Annotated in this window: 23 protein-coding genes; 19 read left to right on the forward strand and 4 right to left on the reverse strand. The window is 68.7% G+C overall.

Annotation, left to right across the window (positions count from 1 at the left end; genetic code table 11):
• The coding region (locus tag ACM14_RS28010) for a CHAD domain-containing protein (RefSeq protein ID WP_065347961.1) at positions 1–815 on the reverse strand (815 nt) is incomplete at its 3' end.
• Between the two features lie 57 nt (positions 816–872).
• The gene (locus ACM14_RS28015) at positions 873–1364 is read right to left on the reverse strand and encodes a YbaK/prolyl-tRNA synthetase associated domain-containing protein (protein WP_012207551.1); all 492 of its coding nucleotides are present in this window, start codon (positions 1362–1364) and stop codon (positions 873–875) included.
• 66 nt (positions 1365–1430) lie between these two features.
• Here ACM14_RS28015 and ACM14_RS28020 point away from each other — a divergent pair, with 66 nt between their 5' ends.
• Together ACM14_RS28020 and ACM14_RS28025 are read left to right on the forward strand one after the other, a co-directional pair.
• Positions 1431–2072: a transcriptional regulator gene (locus ACM14_RS28020; protein ID WP_013800599.1), complete on the forward strand. Its 642-nt coding sequence runs from the start codon at positions 1431–1433 to the stop codon at positions 2070–2072.
• 44 nt (positions 2073–2116) lie between these two features.
• Positions 2117–3079 (forward strand): threo-3-hydroxy-L-aspartate ammonia-lyase, encoded by a 963-nt coding sequence (locus ACM14_RS28025; protein WP_065347962.1) that lies wholly within the window; start codon positions 2117–2119, stop codon positions 3077–3079.
• A 25-nt stretch (positions 3080–3104) separates the two neighbouring features.
• On the opposite strand, the gene ACM14_RS28030 is transcribed toward ACM14_RS28025, so the two are convergent.
• Positions 3105–3839, reverse strand: a complete 735-nt coding sequence (locus ACM14_RS28030) for an NUDIX domain-containing protein (protein ID WP_012207554.1) — start codon at positions 3837–3839, stop codon at positions 3105–3107.
• An 87-nt stretch (positions 3840–3926) separates the two neighbouring features.
• Between ACM14_RS28030 and ACM14_RS28035 the strand changes: the two genes are divergently transcribed.
• From ACM14_RS28035 to ACM14_RS28065, 7 genes are all read left to right on the forward strand, one after another.
• On the forward strand, positions 3927–5000 hold the full coding sequence (locus ACM14_RS28035) for an SPFH domain-containing protein (RefSeq protein WP_034397141.1): 1074 nt from the start codon (positions 3927–3929) through the stop codon (positions 4998–5000).
• On the forward strand, positions 4987–5919 hold the full coding sequence (locus tag ACM14_RS28040) for a sugar kinase (RefSeq protein WP_065347963.1): 933 nt from the start codon (positions 4987–4989) through the stop codon (positions 5917–5919). The genes ACM14_RS28035 and ACM14_RS28040 overlap by 14 nt, the downstream gene beginning before the upstream one ends.
• Positions 5920–5975: 56 nt before the next feature.
• Positions 5976–6560, forward strand: coding sequence for an RNA 2'-phosphotransferase (locus ACM14_RS28045; protein ID WP_013800594.1), 585 nt, complete (start codon positions 5976–5978; stop codon positions 6558–6560).
• Positions 6538–7149 (forward strand): HAD family hydrolase, encoded by a 612-nt coding sequence (locus ACM14_RS28050; protein ID WP_065347964.1) that lies wholly within the window; start codon positions 6538–6540, stop codon positions 7147–7149. The genes ACM14_RS28045 and ACM14_RS28050 overlap by 23 nt, the downstream gene beginning before the upstream one ends.
• Positions 7150–7177: 28 nt before the next feature.
• Positions 7178–7759 (forward strand): NADAR family protein, encoded by a 582-nt coding sequence (locus ACM14_RS28055; RefSeq protein WP_065347965.1) that lies wholly within the window; start codon positions 7178–7180, stop codon positions 7757–7759.
• On the forward strand, positions 7756–8724 hold the full coding sequence (locus ACM14_RS28060) for an ADP-ribosylglycohydrolase family protein (RefSeq protein WP_254662154.1): 969 nt from the start codon (positions 7756–7758) through the stop codon (positions 8722–8724). The genes ACM14_RS28055 and ACM14_RS28060 overlap by 4 nt, the downstream gene beginning before the upstream one ends.
• A gap of 299 nt (positions 8725–9023) precedes the next feature.
• The gene (locus ACM14_RS28065) at positions 9024–10115 is read left to right on the forward strand and encodes a fimbrial protein (protein WP_254662155.1); all 1092 of its coding nucleotides are present in this window, start codon (positions 9024–9026) and stop codon (positions 10113–10115) included.
• 15 nt (positions 10116–10130) lie between these two features.
• Here ACM14_RS28065 and ACM14_RS28070 read toward each other — a convergent pair whose 3' ends face one another.
• The gene (locus ACM14_RS28070) at positions 10131–10544 is read right to left on the reverse strand and encodes a lysozyme inhibitor LprI family protein (protein ID WP_034397148.1); all 414 of its coding nucleotides are present in this window, start codon (positions 10542–10544) and stop codon (positions 10131–10133) included.
• A gap of 225 nt (positions 10545–10769) precedes the next feature.
• Between ACM14_RS28070 and ACM14_RS28075 the strand changes: the two genes are divergently transcribed.
• From ACM14_RS28075 to metC, 10 genes are all read left to right on the forward strand, one after another.
• The gene (locus ACM14_RS28075; RefSeq protein WP_013800588.1) at positions 10770–11630 is read left to right on the forward strand and encodes a transporter substrate-binding domain-containing protein; all 861 of its coding nucleotides are present in this window, start codon (positions 10770–10772) and stop codon (positions 11628–11630) included.
• Between the two features lie 102 nt (positions 11631–11732).
• On the forward strand, positions 11733–12647 hold the full coding sequence (locus ACM14_RS28080; RefSeq protein WP_065347966.1) for a transporter substrate-binding domain-containing protein: 915 nt from the start codon (positions 11733–11735) through the stop codon (positions 12645–12647).
• Positions 12644–13462: a transporter substrate-binding domain-containing protein gene (locus ACM14_RS28085; RefSeq protein ID WP_046988097.1), complete on the forward strand. Its 819-nt coding sequence runs from the start codon at positions 12644–12646 to the stop codon at positions 13460–13462. The genes ACM14_RS28080 and ACM14_RS28085 overlap by 4 nt, the downstream gene beginning before the upstream one ends.
• Positions 13459–14994 carry an FAD-binding oxidoreductase gene (locus ACM14_RS28090; protein WP_065347967.1) on the forward strand — a complete coding sequence of 512 codons (1536 nt, stop codon included), beginning with the start codon at positions 13459–13461 and terminating at the stop codon, positions 14992–14994. Before ACM14_RS28085 ends, ACM14_RS28090 begins: the two co-directional genes overlap by 4 nt.
• On the forward strand, positions 14991–16256 hold the full coding sequence (locus ACM14_RS28095; protein ID WP_065347968.1) for an aminotransferase class I/II-fold pyridoxal phosphate-dependent enzyme: 1266 nt from the start codon (positions 14991–14993) through the stop codon (positions 16254–16256). Before ACM14_RS28090 ends, ACM14_RS28095 begins: the two co-directional genes overlap by 4 nt.
• The gene (locus ACM14_RS28100; protein ID WP_013800583.1) at positions 16253–17002 is read left to right on the forward strand and encodes an amino acid ABC transporter permease; all 750 of its coding nucleotides are present in this window, start codon (positions 16253–16255) and stop codon (positions 17000–17002) included. The genes ACM14_RS28095 and ACM14_RS28100 overlap by 4 nt, the downstream gene beginning before the upstream one ends.
• Entirely contained in the window at positions 16992–17813 is an 822-nt protein-coding gene (locus ACM14_RS28105; protein WP_065347969.1) for an amino acid ABC transporter permease, read from the forward strand. The genes ACM14_RS28100 and ACM14_RS28105 overlap by 11 nt, the downstream gene beginning before the upstream one ends.
• Entirely contained in the window at positions 17800–18801 is a 1002-nt protein-coding gene (locus ACM14_RS28110) for an amino acid ABC transporter ATP-binding protein (protein ID WP_302621879.1), read from the forward strand. Before ACM14_RS28105 ends, ACM14_RS28110 begins: the two co-directional genes overlap by 14 nt.
• A gap of 26 nt (positions 18802–18827) precedes the next feature.
• The gene (locus ACM14_RS28115; protein ID WP_065347971.1) at positions 18828–19499 is read left to right on the forward strand and encodes a cysteine dioxygenase family protein; all 672 of its coding nucleotides are present in this window, start codon (positions 18828–18830) and stop codon (positions 19497–19499) included.
• Positions 19496–20719 (forward strand): cystathionine beta-lyase, encoded by a 1224-nt coding sequence (gene metC, locus ACM14_RS28120; protein ID WP_065347972.1) that lies wholly within the window; start codon positions 19496–19498, stop codon positions 20717–20719. Before ACM14_RS28115 ends, metC begins: the two co-directional genes overlap by 4 nt.
• The last annotated feature ends 300 nt before the right edge of the window (positions 20720–21019 follow it).

Consider the following 21019-nt stretch of genomic DNA (forward strand, 5'->3'; position numbering starts at 1 on the left):
CTGCTGGCCAGGCGGGCCTGCAGGTAGCCGGCCGCGAACCAGGCGCGCGGGTCGCGCGCGGCCTCGGCATGGAAATGCTCGGCCGCCACGGCCATGTCGTTGTGCAGGCCCAGCGCGTCCTGGGCGGGCACCAGCGCCTCGGCAAAGCGCCGGCCCTTTTTGCCGGGCCACATTCCGGGCGAGAATTCCCGGGCAAAGTCCGCCAGGTAGCGCAGGCGCTTGAGCCGCTTGCGCACGCGGTGCTGCTGCGCCAGCGGCAGGCGGTCGAAGTGCCGGCCGTCGCGCAGCACCTGGCGGTGCAGGCGCGCCAGCCGCCGTGCCAGGTACTTGCGCGTGCCTGCGGCGGACAGGTGGGCAAAACGGGCCGATGGCTCTGCCTGCTGTGCCTGCGCCAGCGCCTGGATCCCGGCCAGCGCGTGCAGGAACGGCGGCTCGCGCACGGCAGCGGCTGCATCCGCCTGCACGGCCTGCGGCGCCGTCCAGTCGCACAGGGGCGCATGGGCGGCCTGCAGCAGCGGGCGCACCACATCGGCCAACGTATCGGCATCGCGCAGCGTGCCAAGCTGCGCAAAGGCCTGGGCCAGGGGCTCATCCCATTCGGCGCGCATGCCGGGCGCCAGCCCCGCGCACTCACGCAGCACGGTGCGCAGGCGCCGCAGGGCCACGCGCAGCTGGTGGATGGTCTCGGCATCGCTGCCACCGCCCTCCAAAACCGCCAGATGCGACTGCACCTGGGCCAGGGCAGCAGCCAGCGCCGCACGCACAAAGCCGGCCGCATCGGGCCGGTCAGGGTGCTGCTTCGCAGGGGTGGACATGGTCAGGAGAGGGTGTGCGGGCGTTGCTGCGATTGTGGGCACCGCCCGGCCCCCGGGTCAATCGGCGCCCTCCCCGCTCAGGCTGTGCAGCGCGGGCCGGGCAATGCGCACATAGTCGGCCGAGTCCAGCACGATGGAGCGGTCCAGCCGGCCTGCGTTGAAGGCGATCTCGCCAAAGCGCTCTACCAGAGCCGGGTCCACCACCAGGCGCACCTGCGGGTTGAAGGAGAACGGCGGCACCGATCCCATCACGCAGCCCGTGGCGGCCTGGGCCTCCTCGGGCGAGGCCAGCGTGGCCTTGCGCACGCCCACGGCCTGGGCCAGGCGCTTGAAGTCCAGCTTGCGGTCGCCGGGCAGCACGGCCAGGAACAGCTGGGGATCGCCCGCACCGGCCGCATCGCGGCTCTTGCAGAGCATGGCCTTGGCGCCCTGGCCGGGGGCGGTGCCCCGGATTTCGGCGACTAAATCGGAGCGGCCTTCGGCCGGATGTTCCAGCACGCGAAAACGCGCGCCCTGGGATTGCAGCAGGTCTACAAGGGTGTCGAACATGGTGGAAAGCGCAGAGAAGTCGTCTGGATTTTGACATTTTGTCCAATTCAAAACAAAATGTCTAATATGACCCAACGAACCCCTGAACAGCGCCAGCTTCTGGACCAGTTGGCCCAGATCGCCGAAGGCCTGGGCCAGACCTTTGCCCCGTTCTGCGAGGTGGTGGTGCATGACCTGCTCGACCCGTCCCATGCGGTGCTGGCCATCCACAACAACCTGTCGGGCCGCGAAGTGGGCCAGGGCGCGACGGAGCTGGGCCTGGCCCGCATCCTCGACCCCGGCTACGAGCAGGTCATCGCCAACTACCCCAACCAGTTCGCCGATGGCCGCCAGGCCAAGAGCACGTCCATCGGCATCCGCGACTCCGAGGGCCGCTACATCGCCGCCCTGTGCATGAATGTGGACCTGACGATGTTCCAGGGCTTCCAGGGCATGCTCAACCGCTTTGCCGCCGTCAGCGGCGACACCCCCGCGCGCGAAATGCTGGACCCCACGGGCGCCGGCGCAGGCGCCGACACGGTGCGTGCCCGCATCGACCAGTTCGCGGCCCGCCTGGCGACCACGCCGCGCGCCCTCAAGCCCGAGGAGCGCCGCGCCCTGGTCCGCGAACTCAAGGGCGCCGGCCTGCTCGATGTGCGCCGCTCCATGGAGACCATTGCCGCCCACCTGGGCGTGTCGCGCGCCACGGTCTACAGCTACGCCAAATAGGTCCCGGCACCCCGCCGGTCTGCAACCCCTTCTCTCCCGTACCGATGACAAGCCTTCCCACCTATGACGACGTGGCCGCAGCGGCCCAACGCATCCAGGGCCATGCCCACCGCACGCCCGTGCTCACCTCGCGCACGCTGGACGATGCGCTGGGCGCCCGTGTCTTCCTGAAGTGCGAGAACCTGCAGCGCATGGGCGCCTTCAAGTTCCGCGGCGCCTTCAACGCCCTGTCTCGCTTCAGCCCGGCGCAGCGCAAGGCCGGCGTGGTGGCCTTTTCCTCGGGCAACCACGCCCAGGCCATCGCCCTGGCAGCGCGGCTGCTGGAGATTCCCGCCACCATCGTCATGCCGCATGACGCGCCCGCCGCCAAGGTGGCGGCCACCAAGGGCTATGGCGGCCAGGTGGTGGTCTACGACCGCTATACCGAAGACCGCGAGCAGATCGGCCGCGACCTGGCCGAGCGCCACGGCCTGACCCTGATCCCGCCCTACGACCATGCCGACGTGCTGGCCGGCCAGGGCACGGCCGCCAAGGAACTGTTCGAGGAAACCGGCCCGCTGGACGCCCTCTTCGTGCCGCTGGGCGGCGGCGGCCTGCTGTCGGGCACCGCCCTGTCCACACGCGCGCTCAGCCCCGACTGCGCGCTCTACGGCGTGGAGCCCGAGGCCGGCAACGACGGCCAGCAGTCGCTGCGCGCAGGCCGCATCGTCCACATAGACACCCCCAAGACCATTGCCGACGGCGCCCAGACCCAGCACCTGGGCGGCATCACCTTCCCCATCATCCAGCGCGACGTGACCGACATCCTCACCGCCAGCGATGCCGAACTGGTCGATGCCATGGGCTTCCTGGCCACGCGCATGAAGCTCGTGGTCGAGCCCACCGGCTGCCTGGGCCTGGCCGCCGCGCGCCAGAAAGGCGAAGAGCTGCGCGGCCAGCGCGTGGGCATCATCCTCAGCGGCGGCAATGTGGACATGCAGCGCTTTTGCAGCCTGCTGGGCGCCTGATCCTGGTCCTGATCGAAGGCCGCCCTCACCCCCGCGGGCTGAAGGTGCGCGGAAACACCACGGGCGCGCTGCGGTCGGCCAGGCGGTAGCCCATGGCCGGGCGGCGTGACGTGCCCTCCACCTGGCCTGCCTCGACCAGAAAGCCGGCCGCCATCATGCGCGTGCGAAAACCGCTCTTGTCCACGGGGCGGCCCAGCACCACTTCGTAGGCCTGCTGCAGCTGCGGCAGCGTGAAGGGCTCGGGCAGCAGAAAGGCCGGCAGCGAGGTGTATTCCACCTTGCCCCGCAGCCGCTCCACCGCTGCGCGCAGGATCTCGCCGTGGTCGAAGGCCAGCGCAGGCTCGCGCAGCAGTTCATCGACGGCAAACCACGACACATCGGCCGCATTCGCGCCCTTGGCCAGGATCAGGTCGTGCCCCGGGATCAGCGCGAAATACACATGCGTGGCCGACCAGCCACGCGGGTCGCGCGCCGCGCCGCCCCAGCTTCCCAGCTGCTCCAGGTAGGGGCTGTCCACGCCCGTCTTGTCCAGCAGCTTGCGCCGCGCGCAGGCCAGCAGGTCCGCGTCCTGGCGCACATCCACAAAGCCGCCGGGCAGCGCCCACAGCCCCGGAAACGGCTCGCTGCCCGCCGTGGGGCGCTGCACCAGCAGCACCTGCAGGGCATCGTCTGCCACCGTGAAGATGACCACGTCCACCGTGGTGAACGGGCGCGGGAAGTCCAGCGCGCCCTGCGGGGATGGGGAATTTTTTTCAGCCATGGGATGGATTGTGCTTGACGTGCCGGATTTTAAGTTGCACTATGCAACCCATACAAGTTGCACAGAGCAACTTAAAGGAGAAGCACCATGTTCGGCATCCGTTTCATCAAGTCCCAACCCACGGTCCACCTCATGCAGTTCCGCGCCGGCAAGGTGGTACGCGAGGGTGCGGGCCAGTCCTTCTTCTACTACGCGCCCACCACCACCCTGGTCGCGGTGCCCGTGGGCAGCCAGGACTGCCACTTCATGCTGGAGCTGGTGACGGCCGACTTCCAGAGCGTCACCGTGCAGGGCCAGGTCACCTACCGCATCAGCACACCGCGCCAGACCGCCACGCTGATGGACTTCTCCCTGGCGCGCGACGGCCAGAAATACATGTCCGAAGACCCGCAGCGCCTGGGCGACCGCGTGACCATGCAGGCCGAGGTCATCATCCAGCAGGCCGTGCAGGCGCTGGAGCTCAAGCAGGCGCTGCGCTCCTCGGCGCTCATTGCGCGCACGGCCCAGCAGGAGCTGGCCGCCCAGCCCGAGATCGAGGCGCTGGGGCTGGAGATCCTGGGCGTCTCGGTCATGGCCGTCAAACCCACGCCCGACATCGCCCGCGCCCTGGAGGCCGAGGCGCGCGAATCCAACCTCAAGGCCGCCGACGACGCCGTCTATGCCCGCCGCATGGCTGCCGTGGAAAACGAGCGCGCCATCCGCCAGAACGAGCTCGATACCGACGTGGCCGTGGAAAAGAAAAAGCGCCAGATCCGCGAGGCCCAGCTGGAAGCCAAGGCTGCCCAGATGCGCAAGGAAAACGAGCTGCGCGCCGAACAGATGTCCGCCGACGTGGCGCTGGAGACCAGCCGCCGCGACTTCGTCGAAGGCCAGGCCGCCAACAGCCGCACCCTGGCCGAGGCCGAGGCCTACCGCGTGGGCGCCGTCATGCAGGCCCTGGAAAAGGCCGACCCGCGCATCGTGCAATCGCTGGCCGCCGTGGGCATGCAGCCGGGCCAGCTCATCGCCCAGGCCTTTGGCGGCATTGCCGAGAAGGCCGAGCGCATCGGCCAGCTCAACGTCTCGCCCGAGCTGCTGCAGTCGCTCATGGGTGCCGGTGCAGGCCATGCAGCCGCCGTGGCCGATCCCGAACCCGCAAGGAGCCGCCGTGAACGCCAATGAACGCAAGACCGTGCTGGTGGTGCGGCGCACGCGGCTCGATGAGCTGGTGGCCAGGTACCACACGCTGTCCCAGGCGCGCTTCTACATCGAGCACCTGGGTGCCGACTTCGGCGACTACCTGCGCGAAAGCGCCGCCTACGCCGCCGCCCTGCAGGCCGTGGTGCAGGCGCTGGAGGCGCGTGGCCGCTACCAGATCGTGGACCGCGCCCTGGTGCCCAACTTCGTCTTCGGCGCCGACGACATCGTGGTGGCACTGGGCCAGGACGGCATGGTGGCCAACACCATGAAATACCTGGACGGCCAGCCGCTCATCGGCGTCAACCCCGAGCCCGCGCGCTGGGACGGCCTGCTGCTGCCCTTCGCCCCCGCCGACCTGGCCGCCCTGCTGGGCGACGTGGCCGCCAACCGCCGCCCCACGCGCGCCGTCACCCTGGCCGAAGCGCGCCTGAGCGACGGCCAGGTGCTGCGCGCCGCCAACGACCTGTTCATCGGCCCGCGCAGCCATACCTCGGCCCTGTACGACATCACGCTGGGCGACCGGCGCGAATCCCAGTCGTCCTCCGGCCTCATCGTCGCCACGGGGCTGGGCTCGTCCGCCTGGATCAAGAGCATCGTCACGGGATCTATGGGCATTGCCCGCGCCGTGCGCGGCGCGTCCACCGACTTCGACTACCAGCCCTTCGCCTGGGATGCGCCACGCCTGGACTTCGCCGTGCGCGAGCCCTTTCCCAGCCGCTCCTCCACGGCCGAGCTGGTCTACGGCCAGGTCACCGCCGGCCAGCCGCTGACCCTGCGCTCGCGCATGCCCGACCATGGCGTCATCTTCTCGGACGGCATGGAGGCCGACTACCTGCAGTTCACGGCGGGCATGCAGGCCACCATCGGCCTGTCGGAGCGGCAGGGCTGTCTGGTGGTGTGAAGCCCGAAGCACGGACAATCATCAACACAACAAGAAAATCCATGGAAATGGACCGTATGAACAACAAGAACACACTGACATCGACCAGCAAATTCATGAGCCTGGTCCTGCGCCACAACCCCGGCCGCGCCGGACTCGCACTGGACGCCCAGGGCTGGGTCTCCATAGACGCATTGCTGCGCGGCGCCCAGGCGGCCGGCCGCAACATCTCACCCGCACTGCTGATGGAGGTGGTGCGCAGTTGCCCCAAGCAGCGCTTTGCCATCAGCGCCGACGGCCTGCGCATCCGCGCCAGCCAGGGGCATTCCGTGCAGATCGACCTGGGCCTGCAGGCCAGCGTGCCGCCGCAGCGCCTCTACCATGGCACGGCCACGCGCTTTCTGGACTCCATCCTGCGCACCGGCCTGGACCGGCGCAACCGCCACCACGTGCACCTGACCGACAACCTGGCAACGGCCCGCTCCGTGGGCCAGCGCTATGGCCGGTTGGTGCTGCTGGAGATCGATGCGGCGCGCATGCATGCCGATGCCTGCCTGTTCTACCGCTCGGACAACGGCGTCTGGCTCACGGACAGCGTGGCACCGCACTACCTGCGCGTGCTGGCCGAAGAGGAACACGATGAAACCCATCATTGCCCTTGACGCCGATGGCGTGCTGCTGGACTACAACCGCGCCTATGCCGGTGCCTGGGAGCGCGCGTTCGGCCAGCGCCCCGCCGAGGCCGACCCCCATGCCTACTGGGCCATGGACCGCTGGGCCGTGCAGGCGCTGGACGGCGAGCGCCTGCAACAGTTCAGGGCCTGCATGGACGACGACTTCTGGCGCAGCATTCCCGCGCTGGGCAATGCCTTGCAGGCCTGCCACGACCTGCAGGGCGCCGGCTATGAACTGGTCTGCGTGACGGCCCTGGCGGCGCGCTTCGAGCAGGCCCGCCTGGGCAACCTGCGCGACCTCGGCTTTCCCATCGACCGCGTGATCGCCACGGGCCGGACCACCGGCCTGCGCAGCCCCAAGGCAGACGCCCTGCAGCAGCTCGGCCCGGTCGCTTTCGTGGACGACTATCTGCCCTACCTCCGGGACATTGGCCCGGGCATTCACGCGGCCCTGGTGTGCCGTGGCCCGAACGGCACGCCCAACACCGGGCCGGACCTGGTCCACGCCCACTCTCAACATGCAGACCTGATGGCCTTCAGCCAGTGGTGGCTGCAGCAAGCTCCATCGCATTCCTGAAACGGCACACACGGCAACGAGACAGCCCATGACTACGACAGACCACATCGCCTCCCTGCAAGACCTCCAGAACGCCATGGCCCAGGGCCTCACCCCGCGCTTCCTGCCGTTCTGGGGCCACCAGCCAGCGGCCGATGGCTCCATCGGCAAGACCTGCATGAGCCAGTGGTTCGAGGCGGGCTTCGAGGTCGATGGCCAGCACTACCCCACGGCCGAGCATTTCATGATGGCGGGCAAGGCACGGCTGTTTGGCGACGGGGCGGCGCACGCGGCCATCGTGCGCTGCCGCACGCCAGGCGAGGCCAAGAAGCTGGGGCGCGGCATCCAGGGCTTTGATGAAGCGGCCTGGGTGGCCGCGCGCATGGGCATCGTGGTGCGCGCCAACCAGGCCAAGTTCTCCCAGAACCCGGCCCTGGCCCGCTATCTGCTGAACACGGGCGACCGCGTGCTGGTGGAGGCCAGCCCCGTGGACGCCATCTGGGGCATCGGCCTGGCCGCCGACGATGTGCGCGCCACCGCCCCCGCGCGCTGGCAGGGCCTGAACCTTCTGGGCTTTGCCCTCATGCAGGTGCGCGCGCGGCTGCGCAGCACCGCTCCTGAACAACCATGAGCGCGAGCACAGGCATGGCCATGGACACGCTGGACCGATACCGTGGTGCCCTGCTGGGCCTGGCCTGTGGCGATGCCGTGGGAACGACGCTGGAATTCCAGCCGCGCGGCAGCTTTGCGCCGCTGACCGACATGGTCGGCGGCGGCCCGTTCTCGCTGCCCGCAGGCAAGTGGACCGACGACACCTCCATGGCCCTGTGCCTGGCCGAAAGCCTGCTCCAGCGCGGCGGCTGCGACCCGCAGGACCAGATGACGCGCTATGCCAACTGGTACGAATGGGGGTACTGGAGTTCCACCGGCAACTGCTTTGACATCGGCATGGCCACCAGGGCGGCCATCCAGCGCTTCCTGGCCACCGGCGATCCGCTGGCCGGGTCGCCCGACCCGGACCAGGCCGGCAACGGCTCCCTGATGCGGCTGGCGCCCGTGCCCATGTTCTTCGGCCCCGACGAGGACCTGGTGCAGCGCATGGCTGAACTCAGCTCACGCACCACCCACGCGGCACCTGAATGCCTGCAGGCCTGCTGCCTGTTCGCCGTGGCGCTGTGCCGGGCGCTGCAGGGACTGCCCCGGTCGCAGGTTCTGGACCTGGGCGGCGTTCTGCAAGACTGCGCCAGCCCACGCCTGCGGGAGATTGCCCGTGGCGACTATCGCGACAAGCCGGCCGCACAGATACGCGGCAGCGGCTACGTGGTGGACAGCCTGGAGGCGGCCCTGTGGTGCTTTGCAAGGCATGACAGCTTTGAAGGCGCGGTACTGCAGGCCGCCAACCTGGGCGATGACGCCGACACCACGGCAGCCATCACCGGCCAGTTGGCCGGAGCCACCTGGGGCGCCAGCGGCATTGCAGGCCGCTGGCTGGAACGCCTGCACCTGGCCCCTGAGATCACAGCCCTGGCCGATGCGCTCTGGCAAGCCGCCAGAGGTGCCAGTGACGCTTCTCCGACCGCACCTCTCAGCAACTGAGCGGACTGGACCAGGCTTGTCTGCGCAACCTCCACGCACCCGAGCTCCGTGACACGCGGACCTTGCGCTTTACGAATGGCGTGCATGGTCGGCTTTTGACTGAGCCACGCTCCATTATCAGAGCAGTCTGATTGCATCACCTCATATCTTCGGCGTAGAGTGCGAAATACTAAAGAGGCCACCCATCGAATGATTCGATGCTTTCATTTCCAGTCTCTCATTATTCACTCAAAAGTTCAATAAAACTATTGCGTGATATTTTCGAGAATCATACTTCAGCAATGGAGCGAATCAGTATCATGCATTCTTCTTTCATTCCCTCATTTTTCTCGCAAGTACGCCGCCTTGCATTGATCGCCCTTCCATTTCTCATCGCCTTTTCAGCGGCAACGATGAACACCAATGCCTTTGCCGGGGGCGTATTCTCCCCCACCAGCTCCAGCATTTCACTGCCCGAGGAAATAACAGTACCCGGAAATTACTCCAACGGATCGACGCTATGGAAGTCTACGGCAACCGTATTTAATCTTCGAGCAGTGCTGAACACGGCATTCGAGTACGATGTTTCCAACGCCGTTGTAGCCGCCAATGTTCAATCCGGAAACAAGACGCCCGGATACAATAATGTCTACAGCACCAATATTCCCGGCATTGGAATCCGCTGGTGGGCAACATGGCGCGGCCCCAGCGCTCCCAGTGGCAGAACCATGCCCATTACCACCGAATCAGAAAATAATTCGGGCGCACTGGGTTATTTCTGGAATGTCAGTTCACATCCCCAGGATGTCTGGATCGAGCTGGTGAAAACCGGCAACGTTTCCGCTGGCACGCTAACGGGCTCCGGGATGAACGTCGAGATGCGATTCCAGTGCCCCAGCTGCACCGCAGGAAACGTCAACCTGTCCGGCCGCACCAGGGTGGTGGTCGGTCCCTCCTGCTCGGTGGCCGCCTCGACCATCTCCGTACCCATGGGCGCTGTGCCCATCCTGCGTTTCACGGGCCTCCAGTCCACCTCCATCCCCCAGCACTTCGACATCACGCTGGAATGCAAGGGCGGCGCGCCCGAAAGCGTTCTGCGCCCCCACATCACGCTCACCGATGCCAATGACACCAGCAATCAGAGCACCGTCCTGACCTTGAGCCAGACCGCGCCAGACGGCAAGCCGGTTGCCACGGGAATAGGCATACAGATACTGAAGGATGGCACCGCTCTCGGCTACGGCCCGGACTCCAACGTGCCTGGCAACACCAACCAATGGAGTGCGGGAACCATCGTCCAGGGCGTTGCCCAGTTCAAGATCCCGCTGACTGCCAAATACGTGCAGACCGCTGCGGCAGTCACGACGGGGCAGGCCAACGGCAGGGCCACCTTCACGCTGAACTACCAGTGAGCAGCGTCCCCGCCCTCAGGGCTTCTTGTCCAGCTGCATTTCCCAGGACTTGAGCTGCTTGGTGCGGGCGCGGGCGAAGTCGCTCCAGCAGTTGGCGCGGGCATCGTCCTTGGCAAAGCTGGCGGAATTGAATTCAGAGAGGAACTCGCAGGCACTGCGCGCGTACTGCACCCAGTTTCTCTGCGCCACTTCCAGCTCTTCCGACGCCTGGGGCATGCGGGCCTTGAGCTTGAGCGACAGCGAGGCGTAGGCGGCCTTGACCATGGCCACGTTCTGCTCGTGCAGGCAGGCGCGCACCTCGGACATGTTGGTGGAGCTTTCCTCGCAATTGCCCGAGCTGGTGGGATTGGCGGCCCAGGCCACGGGGCTGGCACACAGCAGGGCGGCGCAGGCGAGAGGGGCGAGTAGGGACGCTAGGGCTTGGTGCATGGAAGAGGGCTCGCTGGGAGGTGCCGGTGGGGTGCAGCACCCCGGCCGTCGCGATTACACCATCGACCCGCCCTGCCTCGGGCCCACATTTCCCTGGTGATCACCCTGATGCAGCGACGCAAAGCGCATAAACATGCTCCCAAAGCTTTGTTGCCGTGGGTCAAGGGCGGCCAGAAGATGCGGGCGTACGCATCTTTCGTTCGTCCCGACCGCCCCGCTCCCGCCATGCACACAAGCCCCACCCTGCGCCGCCAGTCCCGCGCCACCCTTTCCGCATCCCTGACCTTCATCGCCGCCGCGCTGGCCCTGGCCTGCACCCAGGCCCGGGCCGATGCCACGCTGGACAAGATCAAGCAGCGCGGCAAGGTCACCATTGGCGTGCTGGTCAATGGCGGGCCCTTCGGCTCCATCGACCCGTCCACCCAGCAGCTCGTGGGCTGGAACCCCGAGCTGGCACGCGCCCTGGCCAAGGGCCTGGGCGTGGAGGCCGAGCTGGTCCAGGTGCAGACCGCCACGCGCGTGCAGTTTCTGCAGGCCGGCAAGGTGGATCTGCTGATCGCCTCCATGGAGCTGAACCCCGACCGTGCCGAGACCCTGGGCTACGCGCCCACGCCCTTCTACCGCGTGGGCGGCATTGCCGCCGTGCGCAAGGGCAGCGGCATCGCCAGGTGGGAAGACCTGCGCGGCAAGCCCGTGTGCGTGTCCCAGGGCAGCAGCTTTGCCAAGCCGCTGGCCAGCGAGTACGGCGCCCAGGTGCATGGCTACAAGAGCTCGTCGGACTCGCTGCTGGCGCTCAAGGGCGGCAACTGCGTGGCCGCCGTGCATGACAGCACGCTGATCTACCCGCTGCTGCGCAGCAACCCCGAATGGGCGCAGTACTCGGCCCCCATCGCCGGCGAGGTGCTGCCCGCACCTTCCGTGGTCTGGACCCGCAAGGGCGAGGCCGACACCATCGCCGCAGTGGACAAGGTGGTGCAGGACTGGCACCGCACGGGCTGGCTGATCGCCGCCGAAAAGCGCGTGGGCATCGAGCCGGCCAACCCGCTGCTGCCCGAGCTGCAGGCCAAGTTCAAGTCCGCCAGCTGACCGCCGACCGCCACGGCGGTCCACCCCTGCTTTTTTTTCGACCACCCAGGCCCAGGCCCCGCAAGACGGGGCCGGGCCTTCCGTTCCCTGATGGATTCACGCATGCCCCGCCTTCTTCCCCCCCTTGCCGCCGCCCTGGCCCTGCTGCTGGGCGCCGGCGCCGCCCACGCCGATGCCACGCTGGACAAGATCAAGCAACGCGGCAAGCTGTCCGTGGGCATTGATGGCGCCAGCCCGCCGTTCGGCGTGCTGGACCCCGCCACCGGCAAGACCGGCGGCTACCAGACCGAGCTGGCCGCCGACATCGCGCGCCGCCTGGGCGTGCCGCTGGAGACGGTTCCCGTGACGGCCTCCACGCGCGTGCAGTTCCTGCAAAGCGGCAAGGTGGACCTGTTGATCGCCAACATCCAGTGGACGCAGGAGCGCAGCGAGATCCTCTCGTTCGCGCCCACGCCCTATGACCTGATCGGCGGCGGCGCCCTGGTGGCCAAGGCCAGCGGCATCAAGCGCTGGGAAGACCTGCGCGGCAAGGTGGCCTGCGTGTCGCAGGGCAGCAACTTCGCCAAGCCCCTGGCCGAGAGCTATGGCGCCGTGGTCAAGGGCCTGCGCGGCATTCCCGAGTCGCTGCTGGCGCTCAAGGGCGGCACCTGCGCGGCTTCGGTCCATATCCAGCCCGCGCTCTATGAAAAGCTCACCGGCCCGAATGCAGCCGAGTGGAAGGACTTCGAGCTGGGCACGCAGGACCAGTTGATTCCCTCGCCCACCGTGGTGTGGACGCGCCGCGGCGAGGCCGACACCCAGGCCTTCGTGGACAAGGCCATCCAGGACTGGCACCGCACGGGCTTTCTGCTCAAGGTGGCCCGCGCCAGCGGCGTGCCCGACACCTGGATCGCCGAGCGCCACGAACGCGCGCTGAAGGGCCAGTTCGACCGCGCGCCCTACGACTTCGCGGTGTATGCGGCAGCGCAGGCCGATGCGCAGGCAACCCAGGCCGCCGCCAAGGGAGCCAGGCCATGAAGCCGACTCGCACCGCACTGGCGACCCTGCTCGCCCTCACGGCCCTGGCAGCCCATGCCGACGCCACGCTGGACCGCATCAAGCAGCGCGGCAAGATCGTGGTGGGGGTGATGCTTTCCGGGCCGCCGTTCGGCACCATCGATCCCGTCACGCAAAGGCACGTGGGCTACAACGTGCAGCTGTCCGAAGGCGTGGCCAAGGGCCTGGGCGTGGGGGTGGAGACCGTGCAGGTCCAGCCGTCCAACCGCGTGCAGTTCCTGCAGCAGGGCAAGGTGGACATCCTGATCGCCAACATGCAGTGGACGCAGGAGCGCAGCGAGATCCTGTCCTTCGTGCCCACGCCGTTCGAGGAAGTCGGCGGCGCCGCCATCGCCAAGAAGGGCAGCGGCGTGCGCCAGTGGGACGACCTGCGCGGCAAGCCCGTGTGCGTGTCGCAGGGCAGCAATTTCACCAAGCCGCTGGCCGATCAATACGGCGCCCAGATCAAGGCCTTCCGGGGCCAGCCCGAGTCGCTGCTGGCCCTCAAGGGCGGCAACTGCGCGGCCGCCGTGCATGTCAGCCCCACGCTGCGCGAACTCGTGGCCAGCAATGCGGACTGGAAGGACTACGAGATCGTCTCGCCCGCCGACATCATTCCCTCGCCCTCGGTGATCTGGCTGCGCAAGGGCGAGTCCGACACGCAGGCGGCCATCGACCGCATCGTGCAGGACTGGCACCGCACGGGCTGGCTGATCGAGGTGGAGCAGCGCAACGGCATGACGCCCACGCCGCTGCTGCACCAACTGCACGACAAGTTCAGGAAGGCGCCCGCATGAGCACCCACACCAGCACCAGCACCAGCGGCCACATCACCGGCCCCGCCGACCTGGTCACCGCGCTGCGCCACGCCCTGGGCGATGCCCATGTGCTCACGGGTGCCGATGCGGCCGGCTACCTGACCGACCAGCATGGCCGCCTCACGGGCCAGGCCCTGGCCGTGGCACGGCCTGCCGACACGGCCCAGGTGGCGCAGCTGGTGCGCCTGTGCCGCGCCCACCGCACGCCCATCGTGGCCCAGGGCGGCAACACCGGGCTGATGGGCGGCGCCACGCCCGACGCCTCGGGCCACGCCGTGCTGCTGTCGCTGGCGCGCCTGAACCGCGTGCGCGCCATCGACACCGACAACGACACCCTGACCGTGGAAGCCGGCGCCGTGCTGGCCCATGTGCAGCAGGCTGCGCGCGATGCGGACCGGCTGTTCCCCCTCAGCCTGGGCTCCGAGGGCAGCTGCACCATTGGCGGCAACCTGTCCACCAACGCGGGCGGCACCCAGGTGCTGCGCTACGGCAACGCGCGCGAGCTGGTGCTGGGCCTGGAAGTGGTGACGGCCGAGGGCGACATCTGGGACGGCCTGCGCGGGCTGCGCAAGGACAACACCGGCTATGCGCTGCGCGACCTGTACGTGGGCAGCGAAGGCACGCTGGGCATCATCACGGCGGCCACGCTGCGCCTGCATCCGCTGCCCCGCGCCCAGCACACGGCCCTGCTGGCCTTTGGCTGCATACGCGATGCGGTGGCCTTCCTCAGCCAGGCGCGGGCGGGCTTCGGCGCCAGCCTGACGGCGTTCGAGCTGATGTCGGACACGGCGCTGGGCCTGATAGCCCGCCATGTGCCCGAGCAGCCGATACCGCTGGCGCTCAAGGCGCCCTGGTTTGCGCTGATCGAGCTGTCCGACAGCGAGGGCGAGGACCATGCGCGCCAGCGCTTCGAGTGCGTGGTGGGCCAGGCCTTCGAGGACGGCCTGGTCACCGATGCCGCCATTGCCGAGAGCCTGCAGCAAAGCCAGGCCCTGTGGCGGCTGCGCGACCAGGCCCTGGGCGAGGCCCAGCGGCGCGACGGCCGCAACATCAAGCACGACGTGTCGGTGCCCATCTCGCGCATCCCCGACTTTCTTGCGGCCACGGCCGCGCTGCTGCAGGCGCGCTTTGGCGCCGTGCGGCCCGTGGCCTTCGGGCACCTGGGCGACGGCAACCTGCACTACAACGTCTCGCACGCGCCGGACAGCACGCCCGCGCAGCTGTTTGCCCAGGAAGACGCCATCCACGAGGTGGTGCACGACAGCGTGCACGCCCACGGCGGCTCCATCAGCGCCGAGCACGGCGTGGGCCAGACCAAGCGCGACCTGCTGCCCCGCTACAAGAGCGCCGTGGAGCTGCAGCTCATGCGGCGTCTCAAGCAGGCCTTCGACCCGCTGGGCCTGCTCAATCCCGGCAAGGTGCTGCAAGCCCTGCCGGACGATTTGCCGCACGACTTGCCGCAGGTTTCTCCAACGCCAGCCGCCGCATTCCAGGAAGGCCCCACGCCATGACCACGCCCTTTCCCCTTTCGCAGCGCGTGCAGCGCGTCAGGCTCTCGCCCAATGCCGCGGCCAGCGCGCGGGCCACGGCCCTGGCCCGCCAGGGCCGCGACATCATTGCGCTGACCACGGGCGAGCCCGATTTCGACACGCCCGAGCCCATCAAGCAGGCCGCCATCGCGGCCCTGGCCCGTGGCGAAACCAAGTACACGCCCACGCCCGGCACGGCCGCGCTGCGCCAGGCCATCAGCGCCAAGTACCGGCGCGAGAACGGGCTGGACTTCGACGCCGGGCAGATCATCGTCAGCAACGGCGGCAAGCAGGTGATCTACAACGCGCTGGCGGCCACGCTGGACGCGGGTGACGAGGTCATCGTGCCCGCGCCGTACTGGCCTTCGTTTCCCGACATCGTGCGCGTGAACGACGGCACGCCGGTCATCGTGGACTGCGGCATTGAGCAGGGCTTCAAGCTCACGCCGGCCGCGCTGCAGGCCGCCATCACGCCGCGCACGCGCTGGCTGGTGCTGAACACGCCGGGCAACCCCTCGGGCGCCGTCTACAGCCGCGAGGAACTGGCCGCCCTGGCCCAGGTGCTGCGCCAGCACCCGCAGGTTCTGGTGCTGCTGGACGAGCTGTACGAGCACATCTGGTTCACGCCCCAGGCCCCCGCGCACTGGCTGGCCGTGGCCCCCGACCTGCGCGAGCGCACGCTGCTGGTCAACGGCGTCTCCAAGACCTATGCCATGACCGGCTGGCGCATCGGCTGGGGCGCAGGCCCGGCCGCGCTGGTGCAGGCCATGGTGGTGATCCAGTCGCAGGCCTCGTCAGGCCCCAATTCCGTGGCCCAGGCCGCAGCCACGGCGGCGCTGCAGTCGCCCGACCAGAGCTTTGTGCAGCAGGCCCGCAACGCCTATGCGCGGCGCGCGCAACGGGTCACCCAGGCGTTGGCCCAGGTGCCGGGCCTGGCCCTGCTGCCGCCGGGCGGATCGTTCTTTGCCTTTGTGCACTGCGGCGCGCTGATAGGCCACCTGCGCCCGGACGGCCAGCCCATCGCCAGCGACACCGACCTGACCGAATGGCTGCTGGAGTCCGAAGGCGTGGCTGCCGTGGATGGCGGGGCCTACGGCCTGTCGCCGTACTTCCGCATCTCCACCGCCGCCAGCGACGAGGTGCTGGCCGAGGCCACGGCCCGCATCGCACGCGCCGTGGCCGCGCTGAAAGACCCCGCTGCGCAAGCGCATGCACAGCCGGCCGCCCTGGAGGCCGTGCCATGAACGACAGCCTGCTTGCCCAGGGCGTGCAAGCGCTCAAGGGCCTGGGCCTGAACTACGCCTTCGTGCTGGACGTGGCCGAGCGCCAGGCCTTTGTGCGCGGCATGTTCGTGACCGTGCAGCTGGCCCTGCTGACCATTGCCGGCAGCCTGGCGGCCGGCGTGGCGCTGGCGGCGGCCCTGACCTCAGGCCGCGCCTGGCTGGCACGGCCTGCGCGCGCCTTTGTGGAGGTCACGCGCAACACGCCCACGCTGGTGCAGCTGTACTGCGCCTTCCTGGTGCTCAACATGCTGATCACCCAGCAGCTGCGCGACTGGGGCGCGGGCAACAACCCGCTCACGCCCTTTGTCTGGGTGGTGATCGTGGTCTCGCTGCACAAGGGCGTGTTCCATGCCGAGGCGCTGCGCGCCGGCATCGAGGCCGTGCCCGCCACCACGCTGGAGGCAGCGCGCTCGCTGGGCTTTTCGCAGCGCCAGCTGCTGGTGCGCGTGCAGCTGCCGCTGGCCGTGCGCTTTGCCCTGCCCTCGCTGACCAACAACCTGGTGGACCTGGTGAAGATGACGGCCGTGGCCTCGGCCATTGCCGTGGGCGACGTGACCTACGAGTCCATCATGATCTGGTCCCAGCGCGACAACGTGCTGGAGCTGCTGCTGCTCATCCTGCTGTGGTTCGGCCTGCTGACCTGGCTGGTCAGCCTGGCGGGCCGCTGGCTGGAACAACACCTGAGGATGCCCGGCTATGGCCAATGAAGCCACCCTGAACACCGGCGCCGCGCCCCGCCCGCTGCCCGCCGCCCTGCTGCGCGCGGCGCGCAGCCCCTGGCTGATCGCAGGCGCCGCACTGCTGGCCCTGTGCGCCTGCTGGGCCGCCACGGACAGCGCCCCGCCTGCCTTCGTGCACCTGTGGAAATGGCTGCCCGCGCTGCTGCGCGGCCTCCTGGTCAACATCGAGATCAGCGTGCTGGCCGTGGCCATCGGCACCGTGGCCGGCCTGGTGCTGGGCGCCCTGTCGCTGTCGCCCACGCCGGCCGTGCGCACCGGCGTGCGCTGGTATGTGCAGCTGTTTCGCAATGCGCCCATCCTGGTGCTCATCTACTTCACCACCTATGTGTTCCCGTTCGAGCTGAAGCTGGTGGGCTGGACCTTTCCCTTCCCCGACTGGGTCAAGGTGGTGCTGGGCCTGGCCCTGCCCACCAGCGCCAACGTGGCCGAGATCTTCCGGGGCGCCATCCAGTCCATTCCCAGCGCGCAGTGGGAGGCGGCCCAGTCGCTGGCCTTTCGCCGCAGCGAGATCTTCCGCCTCATCGTGCTGCCGCAGTGCGTGCGCCGCATGCTGCCGCCGTGGATGAACCTCTACGCCAGCATCACCATGAGCACCTCGCTGGCCTCGCTGGTGGGCGTGCACGACGTGGTGGACACCGCCCAGATCGCCAGCAACACCGTGGCACGCACGGACTTCACCATCCTTGTGTATTTCACGCTGCTCGCGCTGTTTTTCGCCTATTGCTATCCGATTGCCCGCGCCACCCGCGCCCTGGAGCGACGCCATGAAAATCACTGAAACGCTCCCCCTGAGCGGCTTCGCCGCTTCCCCCTCTCTCGCTTCGCGGGAGGGGGACGACACCTTCGCTGCGGGGCGGCCCTTGCTTGGCGTCCCTGAGTCGGGCAGCGCTGGCACACACCACGTCACCCAGGCGGTGCATAGTGCCGCCTCGGCAGAGTCCGGCACGGCGCCCGCACTGGTCCAACTGCAGGATGTGCACCTGTCCTTTGGCGACAACCAGGTGCTCAAGGGCATCGACGTGCAGGTGCGGCGCGGCGAGGCGGTGACCATCATCGGGCCCTCGGGCTCGGGCAAGTCCACCATCCTGCGCTGCATCACCGGGCTGCTGCGACCCCAGCGCGGCGCCATCTCGGTGGCGGGCACGCGCGTGGACCAGCTGCGCACCGAGGCCGAGCTGATCGCCCTGCGCAAGCGCGTGGGCTTCGTCTTCCAGCAGTACAACCTGTTCCCCCATCTGTCGGTGCTGGAGAACCTGGTCATCGCCCCCACGCGCGTGGTCGGCCGCGACCGCGCCACGGCCGAGCGCGAGGCCCGCGCCCTGCTGCAGAAGGTGCGCCTGGACCACAAGGAATCCGCCTACCCCGGCGAGCTGTCCGGCGGCCAGCAGCAGCGCGTGGCCATTGCGCGCGCCCTGGCCATGCGGCCCGAGCTGATCCTGTTCGACGAAGTGACCTCGGCCCTGGACCCCGAGACCGTGGGCGAGGTGCTGACCGTGATCCGCGACCTGGTCAGGGACGGCATGACCTGCGTGCTGGTCACGCACGAAATGCGCTTTGCCGAAGAGGTCAGCGACCAGGTCTATTTCACCGAGGCCGGCCGCATCGTCGAGCACGGCCCGGCCGCCCAGATCTTCGGCAGCCCGCGCAGCGAGCGCACGCGCGAATTCCTGCAGCGCGCCCTGGGCGATGGTGCACGGCCCAGGCCTGCGCCAGCCGCCCCGGCCACAACGCCGCTGCCCTTCAACAGCCTGCGCTTTGCCCTTTGATCCCCCACCTCCAGGAGCACATCCCCATGACCGCAGAAACAACGACTGAAACCCCGGCCGGCACAGGCGCAGATACAGGCACCCATACAGACGCCGCCGCCCGGCGCCGCCAGGCCGTGGACGCCGCCCTGGCCGACGTGCGCCAGCTGCTGCAGGCCGGCGCGCCCGACCGCAGCACCCTGTCGGCCATCACCGCACGCCTGGAGCAGCTGGCCGCGCACAAGGCCTTGTTCAGCCGCGCGGACTTTCCCCCGCCCGCGCAGACCGAAGGCGTGGGCGCCTCCACGCGCTACCGCCTCAACCCGGCCGATGGCGATGCAGGCCTGGCCCTGTACCTGAACTCCATCAACCCCGGCAAGACCACGGCCCCGCACAACCACACGACCTGGGCCGTGATCGTTGCCGTCGAAGGCCAGGAGCTCAACCGCCTCTACGAGCGCACGGACGACCGCAGCGACCCCGCACGCGCCAGCATCCACCTGGCGCGCGAATTCACCGTGCAGCCGGGCGCCTCCATCGCCTTCCTGCCCGATGACATCCACAGCATTGCCGTGGTGGGCGAGCAGCCCACGCTGCACTTCCATCTCTACGGCCAGCCGCTGGAAACCCTGAGCGGCCGCGTGGCCATCGACCCCGACACCGGCGAAGTCAAGAACTACAACGCCGCCTACTTCCGTCCCAGCGAGGCCGTGGCATGAGCACCCCCCAAGACAAGCACCGGCCCCTGGGTCCGTCGACCCGCCTGCTGCACGCAGGCACGCCGCCGCTGCAGGGCGGCTCCGGCCCCGTCAACGTGCCCGTGGTGCGCACCAGCACCGTGCGCTTTGCCGACAGCGCCGCCTACGCCGACCTGCACCACCGCCGCGAGGCCGGCGAGCGCGTGGCCTCCTACGGCCGCCACGGGCTGGACACGCACCGCGCGCTGGAAGACGCCGTGGTCGCGCTGGAGGGCGGGCACCGCGCCTTTCTCACGCCCTCGGGCCTGTCCGCCATCACCCTGGTGCTCATCGCCCTGCTCTCGCCCGGCGACCATGCCCTGGTGGCCGACAGCGTCTACTCGCCCGTGCGCCGCGTGGACGCCACCTTGCTGCAGCGCCTGGGCATCACGCTGGAGTACTTCTCGCCCTCGCGCGACGATCTGGCCGGCAAGATCCGCCCCAACACCCGCCTGGTCTACCTGGAATCGCCCAGCTCCCTGCTCTACGAGGTGCTGGACCTGCCCGCCCTGGCCGCCGTGGCGCGCCAGCACGGCATTGCCGTGGCCACCGACAACACCTGGAGCGGCGGCTGGTTCTACCAGCCCCTGGAGCACGGCGCCAACCTCTCCATCCAGGCCGCGACCAAGTACATCGCCGGCCACTCCGACGTGATGCAGGGCATCGTCATCACCGACGGCCCCGCGCTGTCGAAGAAGATATCCACCGCCTACGAGGCCCTGGGCCTGACCATAGGCGCCGACGACGCCTACCTGGCACTGCGCGGCCTGCGCACCCTGCCCGTGCGCCTGGCCCAGCACCAGCGCCACGCCACCGAAATCGCCCAGTGGCTGGAGCAGCAGCCCCAGGTCGGCCGCGTCTTCTACCCAGCGCTGCCGTCCGATCCCGGCCATGCGCTGTGGAAGCGGGACTTCAGCGGGGCGAGCGGGCTGGTGTCATTCGCGTTTGCCGAAGGGGTGGATGCCAGTGCCGGCGCCGTGTTCGTTGACTCGTTGCGGCAGTTTGCGCAGGGGGCTTCCTGGGGCGGGTACGAGAGCCTGGCGCTGGTGGCGCAGCCTGAGCGGTTGCGGGAGCACAGTGTGTGGACGGGGACTGCGCCTGTGGTGCGGCTGCATGTGGGGCTGGAGGATCCTTTGGATCTGATTGCGGATCTGGAGAGGGGGTTTGGGGGGGTGGTGGAGCGGTTCAGGTTGGCTGCCTGAGCTTCCTTTTTGACTCTGTCGCGCCTCTGGCGACAGAGGCCAGGTCTCGGCCCGGCAGCCGACTGCCCTTTCTTGATTCGCCAAGAAAGGTCAGATCAAAGAAGGCGACCCGGATGTCCGCGACCCCTTCGCTTCGCTGCGGGGCAACCTGCGTCGTGGCGGTTGCGGGGTTCGCCGTGAAACTCTCTTCGCGCTGCGCGCTACGTTCAAACATCACGGCGAGTCAGATCACGAAGCAGTCCTGTCCTTCGGCAGGACTGCAACCCCGCAACCACCACGCCGCAGGCGCTGACATACGGG

Source organism: Delftia sp. JD2, assembly GCF_001682645.1.
In the GTDB taxonomy this organism is placed as follows: Bacteria; Pseudomonadota; Gammaproteobacteria; order Burkholderiales; family Burkholderiaceae_C; genus Comamonas; species Comamonas acidovorans.